Source organism: Streptomyces sp. NPDC005784 (genome assembly GCF_042871525.1).
Classification (GTDB): domain Bacteria; phylum Actinomycetota; class Actinomycetes; order Streptomycetales; family Streptomycetaceae; genus Streptomyces.
Genome location: NZ_JBIAIQ010000001.1, coordinates 647193 through 673673 on the forward strand (window position 1 = coordinate 647193; position 26481 = coordinate 673673).

Annotated in this window: 22 protein-coding genes; 11 read left to right on the forward strand and 11 right to left on the reverse strand. The window is 71.2% G+C overall.

The window, feature by feature from the left end; genetic code table 11:
* The first annotated feature begins 50 nt into the window (after positions 1-50).
* On the forward strand, positions 51-722 hold the full coding sequence (locus tag ACFYR3_RS02840) for a DUF3105 domain-containing protein (protein ID WP_355845161.1): 672 nt from the start codon (positions 51-53) through the stop codon (positions 720-722).
* Complete coding sequence (locus ACFYR3_RS02845; protein ID WP_355845158.1) at positions 719-1342, forward strand: DUF305 domain-containing protein; 624 nt, start codon at positions 719-721, stop codon at positions 1340-1342. Before ACFYR3_RS02840 ends, ACFYR3_RS02845 begins: the two co-directional genes overlap by 4 nt.
* 113 nt (positions 1343-1455) lie before the next feature.
* On the opposite strand, the gene ACFYR3_RS02850 is transcribed toward ACFYR3_RS02845, so the two are convergent.
* The gene (locus ACFYR3_RS02850) at positions 1456-2094 is read right to left on the reverse strand and encodes a hypothetical protein (RefSeq protein ID WP_389281195.1); all 639 of its coding nucleotides are present in this window, start codon (positions 2092-2094) and stop codon (positions 1456-1458) included.
* Positions 2091-2591, reverse strand: coding sequence for a sigma-70 family RNA polymerase sigma factor (locus tag ACFYR3_RS02855; protein ID WP_355845153.1), 501 nt, complete (start codon positions 2589-2591; stop codon positions 2091-2093). Before ACFYR3_RS02855 ends, ACFYR3_RS02850 begins: the two co-directional genes overlap by 4 nt.
* A gap of 304 nt (positions 2592-2895) precedes the next feature.
* On the opposite strand from ACFYR3_RS02855, the gene ACFYR3_RS02860 reads away from it, so the two are divergent.
* Positions 2896-4836 (forward strand): S53 family peptidase, encoded by a 1941-nt coding sequence (locus ACFYR3_RS02860; protein WP_355845150.1) that lies wholly within the window; start codon positions 2896-2898, stop codon positions 4834-4836.
* A gap of 141 nt (positions 4837-4977) precedes the next feature.
* On the forward strand, positions 4978-7023 hold the full coding sequence (locus tag ACFYR3_RS02865; RefSeq protein WP_389281230.1) for an NAD(+) synthase: 2046 nt from the start codon (positions 4978-4980) through the stop codon (positions 7021-7023).
* 382 nt (positions 7024-7405) lie between these two features.
* Here the strand turns inward: ACFYR3_RS02865 and ACFYR3_RS02870 are convergent, their stop codons facing one another.
* From ACFYR3_RS02870 to ACFYR3_RS02885, 4 genes are all read right to left on the reverse strand, one after another.
* The gene (locus tag ACFYR3_RS02870) at positions 7406-8629 is read right to left on the reverse strand and encodes an MFS transporter (protein ID WP_355845144.1); all 1224 of its coding nucleotides are present in this window, start codon (positions 8627-8629) and stop codon (positions 7406-7408) included.
* Positions 8630-8854: 225 nt separating this feature from the next.
* Positions 8855-9892, reverse strand: a complete 1038-nt coding sequence (locus ACFYR3_RS02875) for an endonuclease/exonuclease/phosphatase family protein (protein ID WP_355845141.1) — start codon at positions 9890-9892, stop codon at positions 8855-8857.
* Between the two features lie 200 nt (positions 9893-10092).
* On the reverse strand, positions 10093-10713 hold the full coding sequence (locus ACFYR3_RS02880; RefSeq protein WP_389281198.1) for a TetR/AcrR family transcriptional regulator: 621 nt from the start codon (positions 10711-10713) through the stop codon (positions 10093-10095).
* A 99-nt stretch (positions 10714-10812) separates the two neighbouring features.
* Positions 10813-12414 carry an MFS transporter gene (locus tag ACFYR3_RS02885; RefSeq protein ID WP_355845135.1) on the reverse strand — a complete coding sequence of 534 codons (1602 nt, stop codon included), beginning with the start codon at positions 12412-12414 and terminating at the stop codon, positions 10813-10815.
* Between the two features lie 252 nt (positions 12415-12666).
* Between ACFYR3_RS02885 and panB the strand changes: the two genes are divergently transcribed.
* The 3 genes from panB (at position 12667) to ACFYR3_RS02900 (ending at position 15715) form a co-directional block, all read left to right on the forward strand.
* The gene (panB, locus tag ACFYR3_RS02890; RefSeq protein WP_355845132.1) at positions 12667-13554 is read left to right on the forward strand and encodes a 3-methyl-2-oxobutanoate hydroxymethyltransferase; all 888 of its coding nucleotides are present in this window, start codon (positions 12667-12669) and stop codon (positions 13552-13554) included.
* A gap of 308 nt (positions 13555-13862) precedes the next feature.
* Positions 13863-14897, forward strand: coding sequence for an ATP-binding cassette domain-containing protein (locus ACFYR3_RS02895; RefSeq protein WP_355845129.1), 1035 nt, complete (start codon positions 13863-13865; stop codon positions 14895-14897).
* On the forward strand, positions 14894-15715 hold the full coding sequence (locus ACFYR3_RS02900; protein WP_261709340.1) for an ABC transporter permease: 822 nt from the start codon (positions 14894-14896) through the stop codon (positions 15713-15715). Before ACFYR3_RS02895 ends, ACFYR3_RS02900 begins: the two co-directional genes overlap by 4 nt.
* A 56-nt stretch (positions 15716-15771) precedes the next feature.
* Here the strand turns inward: ACFYR3_RS02900 and ACFYR3_RS02905 are convergent, their stop codons facing one another.
* On the reverse strand, positions 15772-19338 hold the full coding sequence (locus tag ACFYR3_RS02905; protein ID WP_389281202.1) for a BTAD domain-containing putative transcriptional regulator: 3567 nt from the start codon (positions 19336-19338) through the stop codon (positions 15772-15774).
* Between the two features lie 354 nt (positions 19339-19692).
* Here ACFYR3_RS02905 and ACFYR3_RS02910 point away from each other — a divergent pair, with 354 nt between their 5' ends.
* The gene (locus ACFYR3_RS02910; protein ID WP_355845123.1) at positions 19693-20490 is read left to right on the forward strand and encodes a site-2 protease family protein; all 798 of its coding nucleotides are present in this window, start codon (positions 19693-19695) and stop codon (positions 20488-20490) included.
* A 75-nt stretch (positions 20491-20565) separates the two neighbouring features.
* Here ACFYR3_RS02910 and ACFYR3_RS02915 read toward each other — a convergent pair whose 3' ends face one another.
* The 3 genes from ACFYR3_RS02915 to ACFYR3_RS02925 all read right to left on the reverse strand — a co-directional run bounded on the left by ACFYR3_RS02915 (position 20566) and on the right by ACFYR3_RS02925 (position 22766).
* Positions 20566-20727 carry a hypothetical protein gene (locus ACFYR3_RS02915; RefSeq protein ID WP_167347425.1) on the reverse strand — a complete coding sequence of 54 codons (162 nt, stop codon included), beginning with the start codon at positions 20725-20727 and terminating at the stop codon, positions 20566-20568.
* A gap of 54 nt (positions 20728-20781) precedes the next feature.
* Positions 20782-21486, reverse strand: a complete 705-nt coding sequence (gene npdG, locus ACFYR3_RS02920; protein WP_355845120.1) for an NADPH-dependent F420 reductase — start codon at positions 21484-21486, stop codon at positions 20782-20784.
* Between the two features lie 68 nt (positions 21487-21554).
* The gene (locus tag ACFYR3_RS02925; protein ID WP_389281204.1) at positions 21555-22766 is read right to left on the reverse strand and encodes an exo-alpha-sialidase; all 1212 of its coding nucleotides are present in this window, start codon (positions 22764-22766) and stop codon (positions 21555-21557) included.
* A 116-nt stretch (positions 22767-22882) separates the two neighbouring features.
* Between ACFYR3_RS02925 and ACFYR3_RS02930 the strand changes: the two genes are divergently transcribed.
* Complete coding sequence (locus tag ACFYR3_RS02930) at positions 22883-23485, forward strand: hypothetical protein (protein ID WP_355845114.1); 603 nt, start codon at positions 22883-22885, stop codon at positions 23483-23485.
* 168 nt (positions 23486-23653) lie between these two features.
* Complete coding sequence (locus ACFYR3_RS02935) at positions 23654-24970, forward strand: MFS transporter (protein ID WP_355845111.1); 1317 nt, start codon at positions 23654-23656, stop codon at positions 24968-24970.
* 196 nt (positions 24971-25166) lie between these two features.
* On the opposite strand, the gene ACFYR3_RS02940 is transcribed toward ACFYR3_RS02935, so the two are convergent.
* Positions 25167-25403, reverse strand: coding sequence for a hypothetical protein (locus tag ACFYR3_RS02940; protein WP_355845108.1), 237 nt, complete (start codon positions 25401-25403; stop codon positions 25167-25169).
* A 58-nt stretch (positions 25404-25461) separates the two neighbouring features.
* Between ACFYR3_RS02940 and map the strand changes: the two genes are divergently transcribed.
* Complete coding sequence (gene map, locus ACFYR3_RS02945; RefSeq protein ID WP_355845105.1) at positions 25462-26319, forward strand: type I methionyl aminopeptidase; 858 nt, start codon at positions 25462-25464, stop codon at positions 26317-26319.
* The last annotated feature ends 162 nt before the right edge of the window (positions 26320-26481 follow it).

Here is a 26481-nt window from a genome sequence, read left to right on the forward strand (position 1 = left end):
CCGATTACGATCGGCGAACCCGACCGTCCCATCCCGATGAAGGACTCACCATGGGTTCCGCCAAGAACACCAGCACCGGAACGCGCAAGGCACGCATCGAGGAGCTGCGCCGTGCCGAGCGCGCCCGTGAACGGCGCAACCGGATCCTCGTGATTGCCGCCAGTACGGTCGTCGTCGCAGGTCTCGTCGTCGGTGGTGTCGTGCTCCTCCGGTCGCAGTCGGACAACGGCAAGAAGGACACGGCGAGCGACTCGAAGGCGGCGTCGGGGCATTTCGTCACGGGCGCGGACGGGGTGAAGACCTGGAAGGGCACGCTGGCGCGCAACCACGTCGCGAAGACCGTGACGTACCCGATGGAGCCGCCGGTCGGCGGTGACCACAACCAGGTCTGGATGAACTGCAACGGCGACGTCTACACCAAGGCGGTCAACAACATGAACGCCGTGCACTCCCTGGAGCACGGCGCGGTCTGGGTGACGTACAACAGCAAGGCGTCCGCCGCCGATGTGAAAGCGCTCGCGACGAAGGTCAAGAAGACCCCGTACACGCTGATGAGCCCGGTCGAGGACCAGAAGGACCCGATCATGCTGAGCGCCTGGGGCAAGCAGCGCACGGTGACCGGCGCGAGCGACAAGAACGTCGACGCGTTCTTCGCGGAGTTCGTGCAGGGCAAGCAGACGCCCGAGCCCGGCGCGGCCTGCACCAACGGTCTGTCCCAGTGAGGCACGTCGGATGGATCGCGGGCGTCGCGGCGACCGTGCTCGTCGCGGCCGGGGCGATCACGTACGCGGTCGCCGACGGCGACCACTCCGGGACGCGGGCTCCCGCCGCGGACTCGGCGGACGCGGGCTTCGCCCGGGACATGGCGGTGCACCACCAGCAGGCCGTCGAGATGTCGTACATCGTGCGGGACCGCACCAAGGACGTGGAGGTACGGCGTCTCGCGTACGACATCGCGCAGACGCAGGCCAATCAGCGCGGCATGCTGCTCGGCTGGCTCGACCTGTGGGAGCTGCCGAAGGTGTCCTCGGACGCGCCGATGACCTGGATGGGCATGGGTGACATGGCGTCCGGCGAGGACGGCTCGCTGATGCCGGGTATGGCCACCGACACCGAGATGAAGCGGCTCGGCACGCTCAACGGGAAGCAGGCCGAGGTCTTCTTCCTCCAGCTGATGACCGACCACCACAAGGGCGGTATCCACATGGCCGAGGGCTGTGTCGCCAAGTGCACCGTCGGCGTGGAGAAACGGCTCGCGCAGGGCATGGTCGACGCCCAGCAGTCGGAGATCAAAATGATGGCGGACATGCTGAAGGAGCGGGGCGCGAAGGCACGCGACTAGGACAAGCCCGGAGCCTGAGACTGCGTCCACCCGGCGGAACGGGTGTGCGGAACGGGTGTGCGGAACGGGTCCGGGGCAGCGCCCCGGACCCGTTCACCCCCTCCGCCGCATGGTCAACTGCGCCAGTCCGTACCGCACTTCAGGGCGACGTCGGTCGGGACGAGACGTTCCATCGAGCCGGGCCGGCCGTGGGTGACGGCGAGCTGGGCCTTGTCCAGGTAGCCGATGAAGAGCTGGGTGTGGGCGGGCATCGCCGCCGGGTCGTAGATGAAGACGACGGTGCCGTCGGCGCGCTGCTCCCGCTCGACGACCTTGTCGACCCCCGGTCCCGAGCCGTGCCTGTCGACCTGTGTGTGGTCGTCCGGGCCCTTGCAGAACACCCCGGTCTTCACGAGGACGGGGAATCCCGCCTCGCGCAGCGCCTTCTGGAGTCCCGCCGGGTTCTTGAAGTACTGCTCCTTGGTCCAGGTCACCGCGACCGTGCCGTCCGACCGCTTGGCGACGGTGAACGCGACGGCCTCGGTGTTCCCGCCCGTGGGCGGCGCGGTGGACGGGTGGCCGTAACCCGGCGCGCCGAGCGCGAGGCCCGCGGCCGCGGTGACGCCCACGGCCGCGACGGCCACGCGCCGGCGCCGCCGCCTGACCGAGCGGCCCTCGGCCACGATCCGCTCGACGGGCACCGCCATGGTGATGTCGTCGAGGGAGCCCCTCAGCGCGTCCAGGACGTCCCTGTCGTCGTCGGTTCCGTTCATGATCCTGCCTCCGGTGTGTCGAGGGTGACGAGATGGCCGCGGAGTGTCCCGACGGCCCTTGCCAGATGGGCGGTTACGGTTCCGGGAGCGATCCCGAGCGTCTTGGCCGTGGTCGCCGTGTCGAGGTCGAGGAAGACCCGCAGGGCGACGACCTCCCGCTGCCTGCGCGGCAGTTCGCGCAGTACGGCCAGCAGCGCTGGGTCGAGTCCGGCGCCGCCGGACTCCGCGGCCGCGGTGTCCCGGCCGTCGTGGTCGCCGAGCGCGACCTCGTGCCGGCGCCGACGCCACCACGAGATACGGGTGTTGAGCGCCGTCCGGACGATCCACGCGCGGGGGGCGGGATGGCCGCGGACCCGGGGCCAGGCCGCCCAGGCCCTGGCGAACGCCTCGGCCACCAGGTCCTCGGCCAGCTGACGGTCGCCCACCGCGGCGAGGACCGCCCGCAGGCAGACGTCCCGCCCGCTCCGGTAGAACTCTTCGAACTCCAGCTGCTTCACACCCCCAACACGCCCCGGGGACTCGATCCGCTTACAGAAGCCGGGCACCTCTTTACGGGCCCCGAAACGGGATAGAGGGAAAACCCTCGACTATGGGCAAGGGCCCTCTTCAAACCATCCCAAATGATCGCCAATCGCGGCCACTTGGTCTTTCCTTGGCTTTTTCATTCCCCTGGCATGAACCGTTCACCGAAAGAGTGACCCCCATCTGTGATCCATTCCTCACGCTCTGGCAGGGCGTGAGGCTCTCGCGTGGATCACCGACCAACCACTACATGCGACGAACCGCATCGCAGGGGGTTCTATGAGATCCAACCGCGCCACCGCGCGCGCCGGAGTGAGCTTGGCGGCGACACTGCCTCTGCTCGCCGGTGCGCTGGCGCTCGGCATACCCGCGGCCCACGCCACGGACGGCCCGAGCCGGGACACTCTCGCGGGCACCAGGCCCGCGTGGGCGACCGCCACGGCGGACAAGGGAGCGGCGTCCGACAGCTCCCAGCTCTCGGCCCGGGTGTACCTCGCCGGACGGGACGCCAAGGGTCTGGCCGCGTACGCCAGGTCCGTGTCCGACCCGCACTCGGCTTCGTACGGGAAATACCTCAGCGCCAAGAAGGCGCAGGCACGTTTCGGCGCCACCAAGGCCCAGGTCACCGCGGTGACCAACTGGCTCAAGTCGGCGGGCCTGACGGTCACCGGAACGACGCAGCACTACGTCTCGGTGACCGGCGACGTCGCCGCCGCCGAGAAGGCGTTCGGTACCCAGCTGCACAACTACACCAAGGGCAAGAAGACTTACCGGGCGCCGTCGAAGACGGCTTCCGCGCCTGCTGCCCTGAACGGCGCCGTCCTGACCGTCACCGGCCTGGACAACGCTCCGCACAAGGCGACGCACGCCGATCAACTGCCGCCTCCGGACGCGGTGTTCAAGAACTCCGGGCCGTTCTCCTCGTACTACGGCTCGAACACCGCGAGCACCCTGCCGGACGCGTACGGGAAGAAGATCCCGTACGCGATCCAGGGGTACACCGGCAAGCAGCTGCGCGCGGCGTACGGAGCGGGCAAGCGCACCGGCAAGAACGTGCGCGTCGCCATCACCGACGCGTTCGCCTCGCCGACCATCGCCTTCGACGCGGCGACCTACGCCGGGAAGCACGGCGACGCCGCGTACACCAGCGGTCAGCTCCGTCAGGTGCTGCCCGACAAGTACACGAAGACCGAGGAGTGCGGGGCGGCCGGCTGGTACGGCGAGGAGACCCTCGACGTCGAAGCCGTGCACGCGGTCGCGCCGGGCGCGAGCATCACGTACGTGGGTGCCGCGTCCTGCTACGACGACGATCTGCTCGCCTCGCTCAACAAGATCGTCGACGGGCACCTGGCCGACATCGTCTCCAACTCGTGGGGCGACATCGAGGCCAACCAGACCCCGGACCTGGCCGCCGCCTACGACCAGACCTTCCAGTTCGGCGCGGTCGAGGGCATCGGCTTCTACTTCTCCTCCGGTGACAACGGTGACGAGGTCGCCAACACCGGTACGAAGCAGGTCGACACCCCGGCCAACTCGGCGTGGGTGACGGCGGTCGGCGGTACCTCGCTGGCGGTCGGCAAGGGCGACAAGTACCTGTGGGAGACCGGCTGGGGCACCGAGAAGGCCGCGCTGTCCACGGACGGCAAGAGCTGGACCGGGTTCCCGGGCGCGTTCACCTCGGGTGCGGGCGGTGGCACCAGCAAGACCGTGGCGGAGCCCTTCTACCAGAAGGGTGTCGTCCCGAACGCGCTGGCCAAGGCCAACAACGCCGCGGGTAACCGGGTCGTCCCGGACATCTCGGCGATCGCCGACCCCAACACCGGTTTCAAGGTCGGCCAGACGCAGACCTTCCCGGACGGGACCGAGCAGTACAGCGAGTACCGCATCGGCGGCACCTCGCTGGCCGCTCCGGTGATCGCGGCGGTCCAGGCGCTCGCCCAGGAGGCGCGCGGCGGCAAGGCGATCGGTTTCGCCAACCCGTCGATCTACTCCAAGTTCGGCTCGAAGGCGTACCACGACGTCACGGACAACCCCACGGGCTCCGGACTCGCCGTGGCGCGCGTCGACTTCGCGAACGGCTTCGACGCCGCGGACGGTCAGGTCGTCTCCGTCCGCAGCCTCGGCAAGGACAGCTCGCTGTCCGCCGTGAAGGGCTACGACGACGTCACCGGTGTGGGTTCCCCCGCCCCGGGCTACGTCGACTCGTTCAGCCGCCGCTGACCGGCGTTTGACGGACGATGCGCCCGCCTCTCCAGTGGAGGCGGGCGCATCGCGCGTTCTCCGCCGTGGGAGGTGCGCCGCCACACACCCCGCGCCACCCCATCGCGTCGCTCTGACGATTACACTGGCCGGGTGCCTCCTCTGAACTTCCGGTCGCTCTATCAGCACGGCTTCGCACGCGTCGCCGCCTGCACGGGCCACACCGTCATCGCGGACCCCTACGCCAACGCCGAGGCGGTCCTGCGCCAGGCGCGCCGGTGCGCGGGGGAGGGTGTCGCCGTCGCCGTCTTCCCGGAGATGGGGTTGTGCGGCTACTCGATCGAGGACCTGCTGCTCCAGGACGCGCTGCTCGACCAGGTCGAGGAGGCGCTCCGGACGGTGGTGACGGGGTCGGCGGAACTCCTGCCGGTCCTGGTCGTGGGCGCCCCGCTGCGCCACCGCAACCGGGTCTACAACTGCGCGGTCGTCGTACACCGCGGCCGGATCCTCGGTGTCGTACCCAAGTCGTACCCGCCGAACTACCGGGAGTTCTACGAACGCCGGCAGATCGCCGCGGGCGACGACGAGCGCGGCGGCACGATCCGGTTGGGCGGCGAGTCCGTGCCGTTCGGCGTGGACCTTTTGTTCGCCGCCGACGACGCCCCGGGCCTCGTGCTGCACACGGAGATCTGCGAGGACATGTGGGTGCCGGTGCCACCGAGCGCGGAGGCGGCCCTGGCGGGCGCCACCGTCCTCGCCAACCTCTCCGGCAGTCCGATCACCGTCGGCCGGGCCGAGGACCGCAAGCTGATGTGCCGTTCGGCGTCCTCACGCGGTATCGCCGCCTACGTCTACGCGGCGGCCGGGCTGGGCGAGTCGACCACCGACCTGTCCTGGGACGGCCAGACCATGATCTACGAGAACGGGACGCTGCTGGCCGAGTCCGACCGCTTCCCGCTCGACGACCAGTTCGCCGTGGCGGACGTCGACCTCGACCTGCTGCGGCAGGAGCGGAGCCGGACGGGCAGTTTCGACGACAACCGGCGCACCCACGCCGCCCGCACCGCCGATTTCCGGACCCTGTCGTTCCGACTCGACCCGCCGTCCGGTGACCTCGGTCTGCGGCGCCGCATCGAGCGCTTCCCGTTCGTGCCGGCGGACCCCGACCGGCTGGCCCAGGACTGTTACGAGGCCTACAACATCCAGGTCGCGGGGCTCCAGCAGCGGCTCGCGGCGATCGGTGGCCCGAAGGTGGTCATCGGGGTGTCCGGCGGTCTCGACTCCACGCACGCGCTGATCGTCGCCGCCCGCGCGATGGACCGGGCGGGCCGCCCGCGCAGCGACATCCTCGCCTTCACCCTGCCCGGCTTCGCGACCAGCGACCACACCAAGGGCAACGCGCACGAGTTGATGCGCTCCCTCGGCGTCACCGCGGCCGAGCTGGACATCACGCCGACCGCCCGGCTGATGCTGGACGAGATGGGCCACCCCTTCGCCTCCGGCGAGCCCGTGTACGACGTCACCTTCGAGAACGTGCAGGCCGGGCTGCGCACCGACTACCTGTTCCGGCTCGCCAACCAGCGTGGCGGCATCGTGCTCGGGACCGGTGACCTGTCGGAGCTGGCGCTCGGCTGGTCCACGTACGGCGTGGGCGACCAAATGAGTCACTACAACGTCAACTCGGGGGTGCCGAAGACGCTGATCCAGCATCTGATCCGCTGGGTCATCGGCAGCCACCAGTTCGGCGAGGACACCGACCGGACGCTCGCCGCGATCCTCGACACGGAGATCAGTCCGGAGCTCGTACCGGGCGAGGAGATGCAGTCCACCGAGTCGAAGATCGGCCCGTACGCCCTGCACGACTTCACCCTCTTCCACGTGCTGCGCTACGGCTTCAGGCCGTCGAAGATCGCTTTCCTGGCCTGGCACGCGTGGCACGACCCGGACGCGGGCGCCTGGCCGCCGGGCTTCCCCGAGGCCGAGCGGGTCGCGTACGACCTGCCGGAGATCCGGCGCTGGCTGGACGTGTTCTGCCGCCGCTTCTTCGGGTTCGCGCAGTTCAAGCGCTCGGCCATGCCGAACGGGCCGAAGGTCTCGGCCGGCGGTTCGCTCTCGCCGCGCGGCGACTGGCGCGCGCCGTCCGACAGTTCGGCCCGCGTCTGGCTGCGCGACCTGGCCCGCTTCGACCTCCCGGAGACCGAGGCCTGACCTCCCGCGGGGGACGGCCGGCATTCCCGGAGAGGCTGACTTCCCCGTGGACGGCCAACTTCCCCGGGAACGGTTGACCTCCCCGGGAACGGCCGACTTCCCCGTGGACGGCTGACTTCCCCGGGAACGGTTGACCCCTGGGGACGCCGGACTTCCCCGCAGACGCCGACTTCCCCCGGCACGGCTGCCCGTCCCCGGGCACATCCACGGCTGACCTTCCCCAGGAACGGCTGACCTTCCCCTGGAACGGCTGACCTCACGGGTGCGGCCCCTCGGCCGGTGCTACGTGCTACCGGCCGCGCGGGGTAAGCCGGTGCGGCAGCCCGGCCGGGCCACGGCGCCGCCCGGGGACACCGCCGTCGGGCGACGCCGTCACGCGTCCTCACCGGTGCGCGTGTTCCGCGGGCGCGGGCAGGTGGGTGGCGACGAGGCGGCCGGGTGCCCCCGCGACCGCCGCCGCGCGGCGGCGGTCGACCGAGTACGCCGCTCCGGCGACCGCCAGGCCGAGTACGGCGAGGGCGGCTCCGGCGAGCGCCGGGGAGGTGGCGCCGAAGCCCGCCGCCAGGGCGAGCCCGCCGATCCACGCGCCGCCCGCGTTGGCGAGGTTGAACGCGGCCTGGTTGGCGGAGGACGCGAGGGAGGGCGCGGCGGCGGCCTTCTCCATGACCATCAGCTGGAGGGGCGAGCCGGTGACGAAGGCGGCCGTGCCGAGCAGCACCACCGCCACCGCCGCGCTCCACTCCGTACGCATCAGCAAGGGGAAGGCGGCCAGCACGACCACCAGCGAGGCCAGCCCGCCGAACAGGGTGCGGCGCATCGCGTGGTCCGCGAGCCGGCCGCCGAGCAGGTTGCCCGCGGTCGCGCCGACGCCGAAGAGCGCCAGCAGCAGCGTGACGTCGCCCTCGGCGTAGCCGGCTGCGTCCGTGAGCATCGGCGTGATGTAGCTGTACGCGGAGAACAGGGCCCCGAAGCCCGCGACCGTCGTGCCGAGGGCGAGCCAGACGGGCAGCGGGCGCAGGGCGGCGAGTTCGCCGCGCAGCCCGCCGGCGGGGGTGTGCGCGGGGGTGTTCGGGATCAGCAGGAAGAGCGATGCGATGGCGGCCACGCCGATCACGCTCACCCCGAGGAAGGTGGCCCGCCAGCCCAGGTGCTGCCCCACGAGGGTGGCCGCCGGGACACCGGCGATGTTCGCGACGGTCAGGCCGAGGAACATCAGCGACACGGAGCGGGCCTTGCGCTCGGGGGCGACCAGGCCGGTGGCGACGACGGCGCCGACGCCGAAGAAGGCGCCGTGCGGCAGACCGCTCAGGAAGCGGGCGGCGAGCAGCCAGTTCTGGTCGGGGGCGAGGGCGGAGAGCGCATTGCCCGCGACGAAGAGGCCCATCAGGGCGATGAGTACCTTGCGGCGGGACATCCGGGCGGTGGCCGCGGCGAGCAGCGGGGCGCCGATGACGACGCCGAGCGCGTACGCGGAGACCAGGTGTCCCGCGGCCGGGATGGATATGTGCAGGTCGTCGGCGACGTCGGGCAGCAGGCCCATCATGGCGAACTCGGTGGTGCCGATGCCGAAGGCGCCCACGGCGAGGGCGAGCAGGGCCAGAGGCATGAGAGGCCTTTCGAAGGAGCGGGGACGAGCGGGGCTCCGTACGGGCGCGGGCGGCATGCGGGAACCCGCGCGGGCACGGAAGCGCCCGCGCACGGCGATGTGCGCGGGTCGCGGATCACGGGTCGAACCCATGTTAAGTTCAGCAGGTGAACAAAGTCTGCCGGGCCCAGTATTCCAGGAGATGAAGACGCGATTTCACGGGGTTAAGACTGCGCTTCCCCGGGGTCAAGACGCGTTTGCGTCCATCTTGACGCGGGCCGCGATCGGGAGGTGGTCGCTGCCGGTCGCGGGCAGGGTCCACGAGGTCACCGGCTCGATGCCCTTGACCATGATCTGGTCGATCCGGGCCATCGGGAACGACGCCGGCCAGCTGAACCCGAAGCCGTTGCCCACCGCGCCCTGCGTGGAACGCATCTGCGCGGTGACCGCGTTCAGCGCCCGGTCGTTCATCGTGCCGTTGAGGTCACCGAGCAGGACGACCTGCTTCAGGGGCTCGCCGGCGATCGCCTCGCCCAGCGCGTTCGCGCTCTTGTCGCGCTGCCGGGCGGTGAACCCGGCCTTCATCTTCACCCGCACCGAGGGCATGTGGGCCACGTACACCGCGACCCGGCCGGCCGGCGCCGCCACGGTCGCCCGCATGGCCCGCGTCCAGCCCAGCTTGATGTCCACCGGCCGGACGGCACTGAGCGGGTACTTGCTCCACAGCCCGACGGTGCCCTGCACCGAGTGGTACTTGTACGTCGGGGCGAGCGCCCTCTCGTACACGGGCACCGCCGAGGCCGTCAGCTCCTCCAGCGCGAGCACGTCGGCGCCGGAGGCGGCCACGTCACGGGCGGTGCCGGACGGGTCCGGGTTGTCGGCGTTGACGTTGTGGGTGGCGACGGTCAGATCGCCGCCGCCGCCGGTCTTGTCGGTGAGCAGTCCACCGAAGAGGTTCAGCCACACCACACCCGTCAGCAGCACGGCGATCAGGGCGCTGGCGGACTTCCGCACGAAGGCGAGGACCAGCAGGACCGGGATGAACACCCCGAGCCACGGCAGGAACGTCTCTGTGAGGCTTCCGAGGTTGCCGATCCGGTTCGGGATCCGCCCGTGCGTCAGCATCACCAGGGCGAGCAGCAGCGCGAGGGCGGCGAGGATCAGCCCGCGCCGCCAGATGCCGCGGTCACCGCGCCAGCCGTCGAGCAGGCGCCGAAGCCGGGATTCTCTGCGTTCCGGCCCCTGGCCGTCGCTGCCCGTCTCCGTCATATACGCCTGCGCCATACCGTCGCCTCACAAACTGCCGTGCGCACCGTCTGCCCCTCGACTACGACCCTAGGGGATGTCCGGTGTCGTTCTCGCCGTCCATGACGGCCGTACAGGCAAGGGGACGTTCAACTTCACGTCCGGAGTTCCGCATCCTGGCACGCGATGCGCCCTCTGTGACGAAACGCGCACATTCGCCCCGTCAGAAACAGGTCGTGTCACGGCCGGACGGGGCGCAGGCCCTCCAGAAGCGTATCGACGATCTGTTCGGCGAGGCCCTCGGGAAGTTCGGTGTCCGGGCGCATGACGGAGCGGACGAGCATCGGGCCGACGAACATGTCGTTGAGCAGCTCGACGTCGACGTCGTCGCGGAGTTCGCCGTTCTCCTGGCCGCGGCGCAGCACCTCGTAGCCCATTTGGCGTCTCGGGGCCATGACCGTGGCGTCGTACGCGGCCCACAGTCTGGGGCTGCTCTTCATCTGCGCGTAGACGTTGTGCAGGATCGCCGACGAGCGGCTGACCAGGCCGCGTCGGCGCAGCGACTCCAGCAGGACGACGAGGTCGTCGCGCATGGAGACGCCGGGGAGTTCGGGGTCCGCGGGCTCGGCGCCGCGCAGCACGTCGACGAAGAGTTCTTCCTTGCCGCTCCAGCGGCGGTAGATCGTCGCCTTGCCGACGCCGGCGGTGCGCGCGAGGCGCTCGATGGAGATGTCCGCGAGCGGGACCCCGTCCTCGAGGAGCTTCATCACGCCCTCGACGATGGCGCGCTCCGCCGCCTCGCTGCGGGGGCGTCCGCGGCCGGGGCACCCCTGCCTGTCTCGGCTGTCCGCGAGGCTCACGTCGAACTCCGTTCCCGTCGTTGACCAGGTGTCATTCTCCCCCGTTCACAGCGACGGCGGGCACCCGGTGAGGGGTGCCCACGGTCGCGTATGCCGATGTCAGTCCTGTCCGAGGTCGGCCGTCACCAACTCGGCCTCGTCCTTGCCCTCCTGCGGGGCCACCGGACGGCCCGGCAGGAACAGCGCGACGACCACCGCGCCTATGACCGCGACACCCGCGCCGCACAGGGCGGTGACGTGCATGGCGTGCAGGAACGCGTCGTTCGCCGGGGTGATGAGGGCCTTGCCCTGCGGGCCGAGCTTGGCGGCGACACCGAGGGTGGCCTCGATGGACTCGCCCGCGGTGTGCCGCAGCGGGGCCGGGACGAGGTCGAGCTTGCCCTCGATGCCGTTGCGGTAGGCGGTGGAGAGCACGGAACCGAGGACCGCGATACCGAGGGCACCGCCGACCTGACGGAAGGTGTTGCTCAGCGCGGAGGCGGAACCGGCCTTCTCGCGCGGCAGCGCCTGCATGATGACGACGCTCGTCGGGGTCATGATGTGCGCCATGCCGGTGCCCATCAGGAAGAAGATGACTTCGAGGATCCAGATCGGGGTGTCCGCCTCCAGCGTGGCGAACGCGGCCAGCGTCGCGGCGATGATCACCAGGCCCGCCGTGCAGGTGGCGCGGTTGCCGAAGCGGTCCACGACCAGCCGGGCGCGCGGGGCGAAGATGATCTGGGCCACGGCCAGCGGGAGCATCAACAGGCCGGTCTGCAGCGGCGAGTAGCCGCGCACGCTCTGGGTGTAGAAGACGGAGAAGAAGGTCACGCCCATCAGCGCGAAGAAGACCAGCGCGATGGCCGAGATCGCCGCCGAGAAGACCTTGTTCTTGAAGTAGGTGACGTCGATGGACGGGTGGTCGCTGCGCATCTCGAACACCACGAAGGCGATGAGGACGGCGAGACCGGCGCCGATGGTCGCGAGGACCTGCGGGTCGGTGAAGTCGGCGAGCTGGCCGCCCTTGATGATGCCGTAGACGAGCAGGACGAGGCCGATGATGGAGAGGACCACACCGACCGGGTCCAGGCGGCCCGGGTTCGGGTCACGGGAGTCGGGGACCAGCCAGATCATCAGGCCGATCGCGAGGATCACGATCGGCACGTTGATCAGGAAGACCGAGCCCCACCAGAAGTGGTCGAGCAGGATGCCGCCGGTGATCGGGCCGATCGCGATGGCGAGGCCGACGCCGCCGGCCCAGATGCCGATGGCCTTGGGCTGCTCGTCGCGCTCGAAGACGTTCATCAGGACGGCGAGGGTGGCGGGCATCACGAAGGCGGCGCCGAGGCCCATCAGCGCGCGGAACACGATGAGCTGGACCGGCGAGCCGGATTCGGCGGCCAGCGCGGACCCGATGCCGAAGACGGCGAGTCCGGCGAGCAGCACCTTCTTGCGGCCGAGCCGGTCACCGAGGAGGCCCGCGGTGAACAGGAGCCCGGCGAAGACGAGGGTGTAGGCGTTGATGGCCCACTCCAGCTCACCCTGGGTGGCGCCGAGCCCGGTGGGCGCCGGGGTCGAGATCGTCTTGATCGCGACGTTCAGGATGGAGTTGTCGAGTACCACGATCAGCAGGCTCAGCATGAGCGCGCCGAGGATCGCCCAGCGGCGCCGGTGCACCGCCTCGGGTACCCGGCGGTCGAGCGGAGGAGCGGAAGTTGTCATGGCGACCACCCTAAAGGTGATTCGATACGACACCGTCTCGTATCGGAAAGCCTTTACGCAGAACTTACGAAGGGACCTAGGTCTCCGGTAGGAGGCGCCCGGCTGGACGGGTCGGCCGAAGCCGGTGGGCGTGGTGTGAACGACATCGAGTCCGGTGGGCCCGGTCTAGCCGCGCGTAGCACGAGGTGCCACCATGGAGGTGATCCGGGGACGCCGTCAGGGTGCCTCGAGATGACAGAAGGAGCCGTTGCGATGACGCAGCTCTCTGCTGCCCAGAAGCAGCCTGCGGAGGGTGCCCTCAAGGCCACCGACAGCAGCAAGGCGCTGTACGGGGGCAAGATCACCCGCCGCATCACGGTGCGCGACATCACCGCCGCCAAGGAGCGCGGCGAGAAGTGGCCCATGCTCACGGCCTACGACGCGATGACCGCGTCCGTCTTCGACGAGGCCGGCATCCCGGTCATGCTCGTCGGCGACTCGGCGGGCAACTGCCACCTGGGGTACGAGACGACCGTCCCCGTCACCATGGACGAGATGACCATGCTGTCCGCCGCGGTCGTACGGGGCACCAGTCGCGCCCTGATCGTCGGCGACCTGCCCTTCGGGTCCTACCAGGAGGGTCCGGTGCAGGCCCTGCGCTCGGCGACCCGCCTGGTCAAGGAGGCCGGGGTGGGCGCGGTGAAGCTGGAGGGCGGCGAGCGCTCGCACCGTCAGATCGAGCTGCTGGTGGAGTCCGGCATCCCGGTGATGGCGCACATCGGCCTGACCCCGCAGTCCGTGAACGCCATGGGCTATCGCGTCCAGGGCCGGGGCGAGGAGGCCGCGCAGCAGCTGCTGCGGGACGCCAAGGCGGTCCAGGACGCGGGCGCCTTCGCCGTCGTCCTCGAACTGGTCCCGGCGGATCTCGCCGCCGAGGTCACGCGCACCCTGCACATCCCGACCGTCGGCATCGGCGCCGGCCCCGAGACCGACGCGCAGGTCCTGGTGTGGACCGACATGCTCGGCCTGACCGGCGGCAAGATGCCGAAGTTCGTCAAGCAGTACGCCGACCTCCGCCGCGTCATGGGCGACGCGGCGAAGGCGTTCGCCGAGGACGTGGTCGGCGGGACGTTCCCGCTGGAGGAGCACTCCGTCCACTAGGCGCCGCGTCCACCGAGGCCCCCGGGACCTCGGCGCCGTCGCGGCCACCAGGGCGTCGGCGCCATCGCGGCCCCTGAGCCACGACAACCCCGAACCACTGCGGCACCAGAGACAACCCGCCGATCTTCCCCCGTCGGCGGGTTGTCGCCTTTCCCCGCCCTTTCCGCGTCCCTTCCGCGTCCCTTCCGCATCCTTTCCGCGTCTTGTCGGCGCCCTGTCGGCCGACTGTCGGCGACCTATCGGTAGCGGTCGGGGCCTGTAGGCATCCTGTCGGTCGTTTGTCGGTGACGGCTGGCACCTTGATGGACATGACGCGAATCGACAACACGCCCCGACAAGCTGCGACCGGCCGCAGTGCCGTCACCGTACGGGGGCTGGTCAAGCACTACGGCGAGACCAAGGCACTGGACGGTGTCGACCTGGAAGTGCGCGAGGGCACCGTCCTTGGAGTACTGGGCCCCAACGGCGCCGGCAAGACCACCCTCGTCCGCTGCCTGTCCACCCTCATCACCCCCGACGCCGGACAGGCCACGGTCGCCGGTTACGACGTGCTGAAGCAGCCCCGGCAGCTGCGCCGGGTGATAGGCCTCACCGGCCAGTACGCCTCGGTCGACGAGAAGCTCCCCGGCTGGGAGAACCTCTACATGATCGGGCGGCTGCTCGACCTGCCCCGCAAGGACGCCCGTCGGCGCGCCGACGAGCTCCTGGAGCGCTTCTCCCTCACCGAGGCCGCCAAGCGCCCGGCGTCGACGTACTCCGGTGGTATGCGCCGCCGGCTCGACCTCGCCGCCTCGATGATCGGCAGCCCGACCGTGCTGTTCCTGGACGAGCCGACGACCGGCCTCGACCCGCGCACCCGCAACGAGGTGTGGCAGGAGGTCAAGCGCATGGTCGCCGACGGCGTCACCGTGCTGCTCACCACCCAGTACATGGAGGAGGCCGAGCAACTGGCCTCCGAGCTGACGGTCATCGACCGCGGCAAGGTCATCGCCAGCGGCCGGATCGACGAGCTGAAGGCACGCGTCGGCGGCCGGACGCTGCGGATCCGCCCGGTGGACCCGCTGCAACTGCGGCCGCTGGCCACCATGTTCGACGAGCTGGGGCTCACCGGCCTCGCCACCACGATCGTGGACAGCGAGACCGGCAGCGCGCTCGTCCCGATCCTCAGCGACGAGCAACTCACCGCCGTGGTCGGCGCGGTCACCGCGCGCGGCATCACGATCGCCTCCATCTCCACCGAACTGCCCAGTCTGGACGAGGTGTTCCTCTCCCTCACCGGCCACAAGGCCAGTGCCCCGCAGGACGCCACGCCCACCAACTCCCGCGAGGAGGTCGCCGTATGAGCGCCGCCACCGTCACCCCGCCCGACGTCGTCTCCGACGCGCCGATCCCGCTGCGCTCCCATCTGCGGCACACCGGCGCGCTGATCCGCCGCAACCTGCTGTGGATCCGCCAGGACCCGGAGTCGATGTTCGACGCCATCCTGTTCCCGGTCATCTTCACGCTGCTGTTCGTCTACGTCTTCGGCGGCTCCATCGGGCAGTCGCTCGGTGGCGGGCAGCAGGCGTACGTGCAGTACGTCGTGCCCGGCCTGATGGCCATGATGGGCATGAACATGGCCCAGGGAGTGGGCACCGGCTTCAACACCGACTTCAACTCCGGTGTCATGGACCGGTTCCGGTCCCTGCCGATCGGGCGCGGCTCGGTGCTGTTCGCCAAGATCGCGGTGGAAGTGATGCGGATGCTCATCGCGACCGCGGTCCTCATGGTCGTCGGCGTCCTGGTCGGCTTCGACATCACCAACTGGCCCGGCCTGTTCGCCTCCGTGGGTCTGTCGGCACTGTTCGGCTCGGCCCTGATGTGGGTGTTCCTCACCCTCGGCGTGATCATGAAGAGCGCGCAGTCCGTGCAGGCGATGGGCTTCCTGGTGCTGATGCCGCTCCAGTTCGGATCGTCGATCTTCGCGCCGACCAAGTCGATGCCGGGCTGGCTGCAGAACTTCACCGCGTACAACCCGCTCTCCGCCCTGGCGGACGCCGCGCGCGGGCTGATGGTGGGCGGCCCGGTCGCGCACGGCCTGTGGGTGACGCTGGGCTGGTCGTTCGCCCTGACCGTGGTGATGGCACCCGTCGCCATTCACAAGTTCCGTACCAAGAGCTGACGTTCGGCCCGGGTCCCACGCACCGGGACCATCGGGCGCCGGTTCGCGTCCGCGCCTCAGATGAGGGCGGCGGCCTCCTCCACGGAGAGGCCGCCGCCCTCCGCGTATGCCGCCTCGTACACCCCGTCGTCGAGCAGGGCCCGCACGCCCGTCTCGGCCCGTGCGCGCACCTCCACCTCCATGGGACCGGCGAAGTGGCCCGGCGGCAGCAGAGCGTCCGCGGCGCCCAGCAGCCGGGCCGCGTCCCGGGCCCGACGGCCGCCGTCCAGACCGCTGAGGGCGATGGCGGCCGTGGTCAGATGGGCGGAGGGCATGTGCGGCGCGATCATCCGCGACAGCCGGTCGGTTGACCGTTCCATCGCGAGGCGCGCCTTGTCCAGGGCACTTTCGCTGCGCCCGTCGATCGCGTCCAGCCAGGCTTCGATGCCGAGCATGAAGCCGTCGAAGAGGACGAAGGATCCGGCCCCGAAGTCCTCACGGAGCAGCCGTATCTGCTCGCGCGCCTCGGCGACCCGGCCACTGCGGCCGAGCCAGGTCGCGAGCAGGAGGTGGGCCGCCGGCAGGGCCTCGTTGTGGGCACCGTGTCCGTTCGCCAGGACATCGCGCATCATCCCCTCGCCGCGCTCGGGTTCCCCCAACTCCAGGTACATGCTGCCGAGCCGGACGTTGAGCACCGCCGTCTGGGCGCGCGCGCCCAGCCGCTCGGCGTACTTCGACGCCTCCGCGTAGTCCGCGGCGGCGGCCCGGTAGTCGCCCTTGCGTTCATGTGCCTCGCCGCGGGCGGAGAGCGACTCGGCGGCGCCCCACGCGTCACCGATACGCCCGAAGAGTTCCAGTGCCTCGTCGGCGTCCACGGTGGCGTCGCCCGCCATGTCGGCGCGGTTGGCGAGGATGTTGGCGCGCATCTGGAGGGCGGTGGCCAACTCCCAGTCGTAGCCGAGTTCGCGGCAGGTGCTGACCGTCTTGTTGATCACCTCGGTGAAGCGTTCCATCGTGCCGGTGAGCAGCACGGCGTAGAACCAGAGGTATCCGGGCGTACGGCAGGTCTGCGGCATGCCGGGCTCGTAGGTCGCGCCGATGGTGCGGAGCTTCTCCTGTGCCTCCGGGGTCTGCCAGGCTCCCATGTCCATGTCCATATAGGCGAGATGGACGAGGTGGACACCGCGCCGGGCCTCTTCGAGGACCTCCTCGCGCATCGGCGGCGGGAAGTCCGTGCAGCGCTCGTACAGCGGGGCGGCCGGGCGCACTGGCGGTGCGAAGGGGTCGGGGCCGAGGGCCATCACCTCATGGGACCAGTTGCGTGCGTCGACGCGCTGGTCGCGGATCTGCCAGTACCAGGCCAGCGAGAGCACCATGCACAGCGCCTCCTGCTCGTCGCGCTCGGTGACCGCGTGCCGCAGGGCGGTGCGCAGGTTCTCGTACTCGCGCTCGATGAGGTCGATCCCGGAACGCTGTTCGGGACCGCGCAGGAGGGGGTCGGTGGTGCGGGCGAGTTCGCGGTAGTACATGAGGTGGGCGCGCTCGGTGGCGCGGCGGGCGCCGGACTCGTCGAGGCGTTCCCCCGCGTACTCGGCGACGGTCTCCAGGAGCCGGTAGCGCATCTGCGTCTCCCCTTCGCCCGAAGGGGCCGCGACGACAAGGGACTTGTCGACGAGCGAGCCGAGGACGTCCAGCGCGGCCGGGCCGCAGACGGCCTCCGCGGCGGCGAGGTCGCAGCCGCCCGCGAAGACGGACAGCCGCCGCAGGGCGTCCCGTTCGGCCTCGTCGAGCAGGTCCCAGGACCAGTCGACGACGGCGCGCAGGGTCTGCTGCCGGGGCAGCACGGTGCGACTGCCCGAGGTGAGCAGCCGGAACCGGTCGTCGAGCCGGTCGGCGATCTGGCGCGGGGTGAGCATCCGCAGCCGGGCTGCGGCCAGTTCGATGGCGAGCGGAAGGCCGTCGAGGCGCCGGCAGATCTCCGCGGCGGCCTCATGGTCGTCCTCCACACGGAAGCCGGGCCGGGCGGCGGCTCCCCGGTCGGCGAGCAGCCGCAGCGCGACGGGCTCCGGAAGCGGATCCACCGGGCGCAGCAACTCCCCCGGTACGCCGAGGGGTTCACGGCTGGTGGCGAGCACGGTCAGTCCCGGACAGCGCTCCAGCAGTGCTTCGGCGAGGTGCGCGGCGGCGTCGACGACATGCTCGCAGTTGTCGAGGACGATCAGCATGCTGCGCTTGGCGCAGTGTTCGGCGAGCCGGGTGAGCGCGTCGTCGTGCCGGTCGGCCACGGCCCGCATCTCCTCGGCACCGGCTCCGCGCAGCACGGTCTCGCGGGCGCCGACGGCGGTCAGTACGGCCTCGGGCACGGCCTTCGGGTCGTCCACCGGGGCCAGTTCGGCCAGCCACACCCCGTCCCGCAGCGTGGGGGCCAGTGCCTCGGCCGCCTCCTGCGACAACCGCGTCTTGCCCGCCCCACCGGGCCCGAGCAGCGTCACGAGCCGGGCCCCCGCGAGATCGCCCCGGATGGCATCGATGTCCTTCTCCCGTCCCACGAAGGACGTGAGCCGGGCACGGAGGTTGCCGGGCGGCGGTGACGCGGGGCGGGTACGGGAGGCGGACGCCGCTCGCGGGGCGCGGGCGGCCTTGCCCTCGGCGGGGGCGGGGACGTCGTCCGAGGCGGCGTGACCGGCGGCCGGGGCCAGGTGCTCCGCGCCCGGGCTCGCGCCGGCGGCTGCGGCTGCGGCTGAGGTGCTTGAGGTGCCGGGGCGGGTGCCGGTGCCGACGCCGGTGTCGTCGGTCGAGGTTGCGGGGTCCGCGGCCGGGGCGAGGGAGCCGTCGACGGAGGCGGGGACCGCGGCAGGGGGCGTTCCGGCGCCGGAACGCACACCCGCCCGGCCGCGGGCTCCGGACCCGTCCCGGGGTCCGGCCAGCAGTTCCGCGTGCAGGGAACGCAGTTCAGGACCCGGGTCCGAGCCCAGGCGGTCGGCGAGCAGCTCGCGTACGGATTCGTAGGCGGCGAGCGCTTCGGCGAGCCGGCCCGCGTCGCGCAGCGCGCGCAGCCGCAGGACGTGCAGCGGTTCGTCGAGCGGGTGCAGATCGCAGAGGGCGGTGAGCTCGGGCAGGGCCTGTTCGGCGTGGCCGAGGGCGAGGGACGCGGCGAGGCGGGCGCGCCGGACGTCGAGACGGCGGGTCTCCCAACGGGCCGACTCGGCGGCGCGGTCCGGGAGATCGGCGAGAGCCGGGCCGTGCCACAGGGCGAGCGCGTCCTCCAGGACGGCGGCCGCCTTGGCGGGGTCGCCGTCGGCGAGGGCACGGGTGCCCTCGCCCGCGAGCCGCTCGAAACGGTGCAGGTCGACGTCGTCGGACGCCGCCGCCAGCCGGTAACCGCCCTCGACCGACTCCACCGCGTCAGCGCCGAGCGCCCTGCGCAGCCGCCCGACCAGTGCCTGCAGCGCGCCGGGCGCGTCCGCGGGCGGGTCGCCGTCCCACACCTCGTCGACCAGCACGGCCGCGGAAACGGTCCGTCCGGGCCGCAGCGCGAGGACGGTCAGCAGGGCACGCAGCCGCGCCCCGCCGACCGGGACGGGCGTGCCGTCGGAGCGGAGTGCCTGGGTGGTACCGAGAATGCGATAGCGCACGGGGTCCATTGTCTCTGGTGACGTCAGGTGCGGGGGCCGGGTGGGCCGAGTTCGGCGAGAACTCCGGCCCCGCCCTCACCGGACCACTCGGGGCTGTCCACCGCCTCCGACGACCGCGACGCGGGCGCCGGTTCCCAGGTATACGCGAGCCGGGGGCGGCCTTCGCGAAGTCCTGGTGCACCAGGTGGATCGTACGGACCGTACCGGCCGGCGCCGCCGGTCCCCGCGGGACTGCCTCCTTCGTTGCATCCCCCTACCCTCCACGGAACCAATGCCCGATGGCGAGACGTTTTCGGCGTGAGCCCGGTACGGTCGGGCAGGCCCGAGCACACGTGTACCGACCCAGCCAGTCCAGGGAGCCCCATGACCACCGCCGCGACCCGCCGCAGCGACCGGAGGATCAGCCCCGTATTCGTCGGGATCGTGGCCGTCATGGCGGTGACCGGCTGGGCGACCTGGAACGGATTCGCCGAGCAGCCCGGTGTGGGCGTGTTCCTCTTCGTGACGGCGGCCTGGGTCGTCTCGCTCTGTCTCCACGAGTACGCGCACGCCCGCACCGCCCTGCACAGCGGAGACATCTCGATCGGCGCCAAGGGCTATCTGACCCTGAACCCGCTGAAGTACACGCACGCCCTGCTGAGCATCGTGCTCCCCGTGATCTTCGTGATCATGGGCGGGATCGGTCTGCCGGGTGGCGCGGTCTTCATCGAGCGGAACCGCATCCAGGGCCGCTGGAAGCACAGCCTGATCTCGGCGGCCGGCCCGCTGACGAACGTCCTGTTCGCCGTCGTGTGCACCGCGCCGTTCTGGCTGCACGCCCTCGACGGCGTCCCGGCGGCCTTCCGCTACGCGCTGGCGTTCCTCGCGCTGCTCCAGGTCACGGCCGCGATCCTGAACTTCCTGCCGGTCCCGGGCCTGGACGGCTACGGCGTGATCGAGCCCTGGCTGTCGTACGGCGTCAAGCGCCAGGTGGAGCCGTTCGCGCCGTTCGGTCTGCTCGCCGTGTTCGCGGTGCTGTGGATCCCGTCGGTGAACCGGGAGTTCTTCGACATGGTCGACGCCATCCTGCGGGGCCTGGGCATCGGCCCGGGTGAGGCCGACTGCGGACAGTGGCTCTACCGCTTCTGGCAGGCGAACAACGACATCTGCCTGAAGTCCTGACCGGCCCGACTTCTTGACCAGTCCGACGTTCTGACCAGCCCGACTTCCCGACCGGCCCGACGTCCCGGCCGGCTGCTACGCCCTGCCCCGCCGCGCGTAGTACCAGGTCATGTTCGACGACAGGCCCGCCAGCAGCACCCACACGACGCCCAGCCAGCTTCCCTGGACGAACGAGACGACGGCCGCGGCCACGGAGAGGACACAGACGGCGAGGGCGTAGAGAGCGAGGCGGGGCATGGGGTCGGCTCCTGTCGGGGGGACACTGCTTCGTACCAGTGTCCCCCACGCGTCCTATACGTCCGTCACCCGCAGGCCCGCGTGTGCCTTGTAGCGGCGGTTCACCGAGATCAGGTTGGCGACCAGGGCCTCGACCTGATGGGCGTTGCGCAGCCGGCCGGAGAACACGCCCCGCATACCGGGGATGCGGCCCGCGAGGGCCTGGACGATCTCGACGTCGGCCCGGTCCTCGCCGAGGACCATCACATCGGTGTCGATCTCCTCGATCTCCGGGTCCGCGAGCAGCACGGCGGAGAGGTGGTGGAAGGCCGCGGTGACCCGGGAGCCGGGCAGCAGGGCGGCGGCCTGTTCGGCCGCGCTGCCCTCCTCCGGCTTCAGCGCGTACGCGCCCTGCTTGTCGAAGCCGAGCGGGTTGACGCAGTCGACGACCAGCTTTCCGGCCAGTTCCTCGCGCAGCGATTCGAGGGTCTTGCCGTGGCCCTCCCACGGCACGGCGACGATCACGATGTCGCTGCGCCGCGCGGTCTCCGCGTTGTCGGCTCCCTCCACACCGTTGCCGAGCTCCTCGGCCGCGCTCCGCGCGCGGTCGGCGGCGCGCGAGCCGATGATCACCTTCTGTCCCGCCCTGGCGAGGCGGTAGGCGAGGCCCTTGCCCTGCGGACCGGTGCCACCGAGCACGCCGACGACGAGCCCCGACACGTCGGGCAGGTCCCAGGGGTCCTTGGCGGGGGCCTTCTGTGCACTGTCAGTAGAGGTCATGGGCCGACTTTACGTGCGCGGGTCGCGGCCACGCGCCTCAGGTGGCCGAGCCCGTCGGGTGAGTACGGTCACCCGAGCGCGGTCACCGGAATGCGCCGGAAGGTGATCGTCTCGTAGGCGCCGAAGTCGCCCGTCTCGTAGAGGAGTCCGACGGTCGTGGTGTCGACGCGGACGAGATCGGAGTACGCGGCGGGCAGCCCGTCCACCGTGTACACGGACCGCCAGGTGGTGCCGCCGTCGGCCGAGGCGCGGACCGTCATCAGGGCGCGGAACACCGGGTCCGCGGGCCCGGCGTACAGGAGCAGGTCCGGGTCGCGGAGCTGGAGAAGGCTGCCCTGGACGACGGGGGTGACCAGGCCGGCCTGCGGGCGGAACGGCTTGACGAGGGTCCTGCCGCCGTCGAGGGAGTGGGCGTCGGCACGGTTGCCCGGCGACGGGGAGTCGTTGCGGGCGTTGAAGTAGACGCGGCCGTCGGGGAGTTCGGCGGCGGTGGTCTCGTTGACGTTGACGTAGCCGTTGGTGTTCTCGTCGCGGTAGCCGAGGTACCAGGTCGCGCCGCGGTCGTCGCTGAGCAGACAGTGGCCGCTGTTGTACTTCGCCTCGGTGCCGTTGTCCGTACCCGTGGGCGGCAGGGTGTGGTTGCCGGGGACCACCACCCGGCCGGAGCCGAGCTGGAGGGCATGCCCGGGTGTGGTGGCGTACCACCGCCAGCCCGCCTTCTTCACCTGCGCGGTGATCTCCTTCGGCGCCGACCAGGTGAGCCCGTCGTCGTCGCTGTGCTGCACCCACACGCGCCGCCCGTCGGCCGCCTTCACCTTGCCGCGCAGCAGGGCGTCCTCGGACGCGGTCGCCGCGCTGCGCACGTGTACGAGCAGGACGCGGCCGGTGTCGAGGGTGACGGGCGCGGGGTTGCCGGCGAGGTCGGCCCCGTTGTTCGCGACGACCTGGAGCGGGCCCCAGGTCCGGCCGCCGTCCGCGGACCGCTTGAGCACGATGTCGATGTGGCCGTGGTCGTTCGCGGAACCGACCCTGCCCTCGCAGAAGGCCAGCAGTGTACCGGTCCGGGTGGCGACGACGGCGGGGATCCGGAAGCTGGCGTAGCCCTCGCGCCCGGCCCGGAAGGGAACGCTGACCCCGGCGCTCGTGCCCGTGCCCGTGTCCGCGCCCGTGCCCGTGTCCGCGCCCGTGTCCGTGTCCGCGCCCGTGTCCGTGTCCGCGCCCGTGTCCGCGCCCGTGCCTGTCTCCGTGCCGGTGCTGGGCTCTGCGCTCGACTGTGTCATGGCCGGGCTCCCTGCTGCGGTTGCTCGTGTGGTCAGTGGTGTGGACTTCTGCCCAACTTGGGCGAATTCGTGGTGAACTCCGGGTCACGAGTGGCTGGTTGCGGCAGGATGCGGCCATGGATGCCGTACGGGTCGCGTTGCTGCGCGAAGTGCTTGCCGGGACCGAATGGCTGGGGGCGACACGGCGGTTCGGGGGAACGCTACGAGGGTCCGTGGTGTCGTACGGCGGCGGGTTGCTGCTGGTGGGGTCGGAGGAGTACGAGCCCTGGCACCTCGCGGCGCACCTGGTGGACGAGGCGGCCTGGTCCGGGACGCCGGAGCTGTCGCCGACCCTGGTGCGGCACGGGGCGCGGGAGTCGGATCCGGCTCACCTGGCGGTGGGGCTCGGGCGGATCGAGGCGGCCCGGCGCGGGGAGACGCTGCTCGTGGTGGCGCCCGACGCGCCCGGGGCCGCACTGCTGGAGCGGGTGCACGACGCCCGGCGGGCCGGGGCGACGGTACTGGCCCTGTCCCGGGGGGACGGCGAACTGCCGGCGCTGGCCCACGAGTCGCTCGCGGTGCCGCCGGATCCCGAGCTCGACCTCGACACCGTTCAGCATCTGGTCAGCGCGGCGGCCGGAGAGAACGCGCTGCCCTCCCCCCGGGGCCGCCACCGCTTCCGCGACCGCCTGTCCCGCATCGCGGACCAACTGACGGCCCCACCGTCGTACCGGTGGTAGCAGGGGCGTCGTACCAGTGGTGGCAGGGGGCAGCCTCCCGCCGGTGCCAGTAGGGGCGCCCCACACCCACCACCGGTGGGCCGGACTGGCCGGAACCGGCTGCCGGTGCGGGCGCCGGGGCCGTAAACCAGTTGCCCCTCGTGCTCGCCCCGCCGAGCATGGCCCGTCGTGAGTGATGACGTTCCCACCTCCCGTCGGCGTGCCCTGCTGCCCGATCTCGCGCCCTGGCGGACCTCCGCCGACTTCCGGCGGCTGTGGGTGGCGGGGCTCGTCACCAACTTCGGGAGCTTCCTGACGTTCGTCGCCCTGCCGGTGCAGATGAAGGTGCTCACCGGGTCGGCGGCGGCGGTCGGCGCGATCGGGGCCGTGGAGCTGATCCCGATCGTGGTCTTCGGGCTGTACGGCGGGGCGCTCGCCGACGCCCTGGACAAAAGGAAGCTGATCCTCTGGACGGAGACCGGGCAGGGCCTGCTGTGCGCCGCCCTGCTCGGCAACGCGGCGCTGCCGCATCCCGCGGTGTGGCCCCTGTACGTGGTCGCCGCGCTCTCCGCCGCGCTCGGCTCGGTCCAGCGCCCCGCGATGGACTCGCTCACTCCGCGGATCGTGGCGCACGAACACCTGACGGCCGCGGGCGCGCTCAACTCGCTGCGCTGGACGGTGGGCGGCGTCGCCGGCCCGGCGCTGGCGGGTGTGGTCGTGGCGTACGCCGGACTGGGCTGGGCCTACGCCGTCGACCTGGTGACGTTCGCCGTGTCGGTGGCCATGATGATCGGGATCGCCGCGTCGCCCGCCTCGCACGAGGCGGCGAAACCGTCGCTGCGGTCCATCGCCGAGGGCGCGCGCTACGCCTGGAGCCGCAAGGAACTCCTGGGTACCTACGCGATCGACCTCGCGGCGATGTTCTTCGCGATGCCGCTCGCGGTGCTGCCGTTCCTCGCGGACGATCTGCACGCCGCCTGGTCGCTGGGGCTGATGTACGCGACCATCCCCGCCGGCTCGCTGCTCGTCAGCCTCACCAGCGGGTGGACCTCGCGCGTGCACCGGCACGGGCGGATGGTGGCGCTCGCGGCGGCCTGCTGGGGGCTCGCGGTGGCCTGCGCCGGCCTGGTGCACGACGTCTGGCTGGTGCTGCTCCTCCTCGTCCTCGCGGGCGCCTGCGACATGATCAGCGGCATCTTCCGTGCCGCCATCTGGAACCGGACGATCCCGGACGAGCTGCGCGGACGACTCGCCGGGATCGAACTGCTGTCGTACTCCATCGGCCCCCAGCTGGGCCAGGTGCGCTCCGGCGGCATGGCCGCGCTCACGAGCGTACGGGCGTCGGTCTGGGCCGGCGGCGCGCTCTGCGTCGGAGCGGTGGGGCTGCTCGCCGTCGGTCTCCCGAAGCTGATGTCGTACGACGACCGCACGAACGAGCACGCGCTGCGGATGCGCTCCGCGCGAGCCGGGGACTTCCCGCCCGCGCCCCCGGTGACCACGTCCTGACGCGGGGCCCGTGCCGTCCCACGCCGGGACTCGGGCCGGGCGCCCCCGCCCGCCATCGCCCGGAGCACCGTGCCACAGACGTCCCCGAGGACGGTGCCGCGTCCGTCACAGGACCGGCACCCGAGTCACCTCCGGCGCACCCTGTCCCGGTCACCCACGGCGCCCGGCGTCGCGGCCGACCCCGGGGTCCTGCGCCTCACTCGTCCTCGGTGCCCGGTGCCTTGCCCGAGGCGTCGTGCCATTTCGGGTCCGTCTCCCACTCGAGGTTCCGCTCCCGCGCGATGTCCATCGCGTGTTCGGCCTCCTCGCGGGTGGCGTACGGGCCGAAGCGGTCCTTGGCCGGGCACTCGGGGCCCTCCTCGACCTTCTTGTGCTCCAGGCAGTAGTACCACTCGCCGGGCTTGCCGACCGTCCGCTTCTTGAACAGGGCCATCACCAGCTCCTTTCGCCAGGGACATGTTCCCCCATGCCCGCTGGTTAGACTCGCTGCCATGTCTGGCCAGTCGCTGCTCGTACCAGGGGAGCTTTCTCCCACCCGCCCCGTGCCGGGAAACATCAGGCGTCCCGAGTACGTGGGAAAGCCCGCCCCCACGCCGTACACCGGACCGGAGGTGCAGACACCGGAGACGATCGAGGCGATGCGGATCGCCGGGCGGATCGCCGCGCGGGCGATGGCCGAGGCCGCGAAGCTCATCGCGCCGGGCGTGACGACCGATGAGCTGGACCGGGTCGCGCACGCGTACATGTGCGACCACGGCGCCTACCCGTCGACCCTCGGCTACCGCGGCTTCCCCAAGTCGCTGTGCACCTCGGTCAACGAGGTCATCTGCCACGGCATCCCCGACTCCACGGTCCTGCGCGACGGCGACATCATCAACCTCGACGTCACGGCGTACATCGGCGGTGTGCACGGCGACAACAACGCGACCTACCTGGTCGGCGCCGTCGACGAGGAGTCGAGGCTCCTCGTGGAGCGGACCCGCGAGTCCCTCGACCGCGCGATCAAGGCGGTCAGGCCGGGGCGCCAGATCAACATCATCGGGCGTGTCATCGAGTCGTACGCGAAGCGCTTCGGGTACGGGGTCGTCCGGGACTTCACCGGGCACGGGATCAACTCGTCGTTCCACTCCGGGCTGATCGTCCCGCACTACGACAACCCGAACGCGACCACCGTCATCCAGCCCGGGATGACCTTCACCATCGAGCCCATGCTCACGCTCGGCACGCACGAGTACGACATGTGGGACGACGGGTGGACCGTCGTGACGAAGGACCGCAAGCGCACGGCGCAGTTCGAGCACACCCTCGTCGTCACCGAGAGCGGCGCGGAGATCCTCACCCTGCCGTAGCCGTCCGGAGTTCCCGAGCCCTCTGAACCCTCTGAGCCCGCCCTGTCCACAGGGCGGGTTTCTTCATTTGACATCCTCCCCCTCTTAAAAGAGGGGGATTCCAACCCAGAGGGGTTGAGGTTCACGGGCGCTCGGACGGCCGGTGGCCGTTGTCGCCCCTCC

Coding starts and splice junctions, on each gene's coding strand:
- ACFYR3_RS02840 (WP_355845161.1), top strand. CDS start 51: ATGGGTTCCGCCAAGAACACCAGCACCGGAACGCGCAAGGCACGCATC.
- ACFYR3_RS02850 (WP_389281195.1), bottom strand. CDS start 2,094: ATGAACGGAACCGACGACGACAGGGACGTCCTGGACGCGCTGAGGGGC.
- ACFYR3_RS02860 (WP_355845150.1), top strand. CDS start 2,896: ATGAGATCCAACCGCGCCACCGCGCGCGCCGGAGTGAGCTTGGCGGCG.
- ACFYR3_RS02870 (WP_355845144.1), bottom strand. CDS start 8,629: ATGCCTCTGGCCCTGCTCGCCCTCGCCGTGGGCGCCTTCGGCATCGGC.
- ACFYR3_RS02875 (WP_355845141.1), bottom strand. CDS start 9,892: ATGGCGCAGGCGTATATGACGGAGACGGGCAGCGACGGCCAGGGGCCG.
- ACFYR3_RS02885 (WP_355845135.1), bottom strand. CDS start 12,414: ATGACAACTTCCGCTCCTCCGCTCGACCGCCGGGTACCCGAGGCGGTG.
- panB (WP_355845132.1), top strand. CDS start 12,667: ATGACGCAGCTCTCTGCTGCCCAGAAGCAGCCTGCGGAGGGTGCCCTC.
- ACFYR3_RS02895 (WP_355845129.1), top strand. CDS start 13,863: ATGACGCGAATCGACAACACGCCCCGACAAGCTGCGACCGGCCGCAGT.
- ACFYR3_RS02900 (WP_261709340.1), top strand. CDS start 14,894: ATGAGCGCCGCCACCGTCACCCCGCCCGACGTCGTCTCCGACGCGCCG.
- ACFYR3_RS02905 (WP_389281202.1), bottom strand. CDS start 19,338: ATGGACCCCGTGCGCTATCGCATTCTCGGTACCACCCAGGCACTCCGC.
- ACFYR3_RS02910 (WP_355845123.1), top strand. CDS start 19,693: ATGACCACCGCCGCGACCCGCCGCAGCGACCGGAGGATCAGCCCCGTA.
- ACFYR3_RS02915 (WP_167347425.1), bottom strand. CDS start 20,727: ATGCCCCGCCTCGCTCTCTACGCCCTCGCCGTCTGTGTCCTCTCCGTG.
- npdG (WP_355845120.1), bottom strand. CDS start 21,486: ATGACCTCTACTGACAGTGCACAGAAGGCCCCCGCCAAGGACCCCTGG.
- ACFYR3_RS02925 (WP_389281204.1), bottom strand. CDS start 22,766: ATGACACAGTCGAGCGCAGAGCCCAGCACCGGCACGGAGACAGGCACG.
- ACFYR3_RS02930 (WP_355845114.1), top strand. CDS start 22,883: ATGGATGCCGTACGGGTCGCGTTGCTGCGCGAAGTGCTTGCCGGGACC.
- ACFYR3_RS02940 (WP_355845108.1), bottom strand. CDS start 25,403: ATGGCCCTGTTCAAGAAGCGGACGGTCGGCAAGCCCGGCGAGTGGTAC.
- map (WP_355845105.1), top strand. CDS start 25,462: ATGTCTGGCCAGTCGCTGCTCGTACCAGGGGAGCTTTCTCCCACCCGC.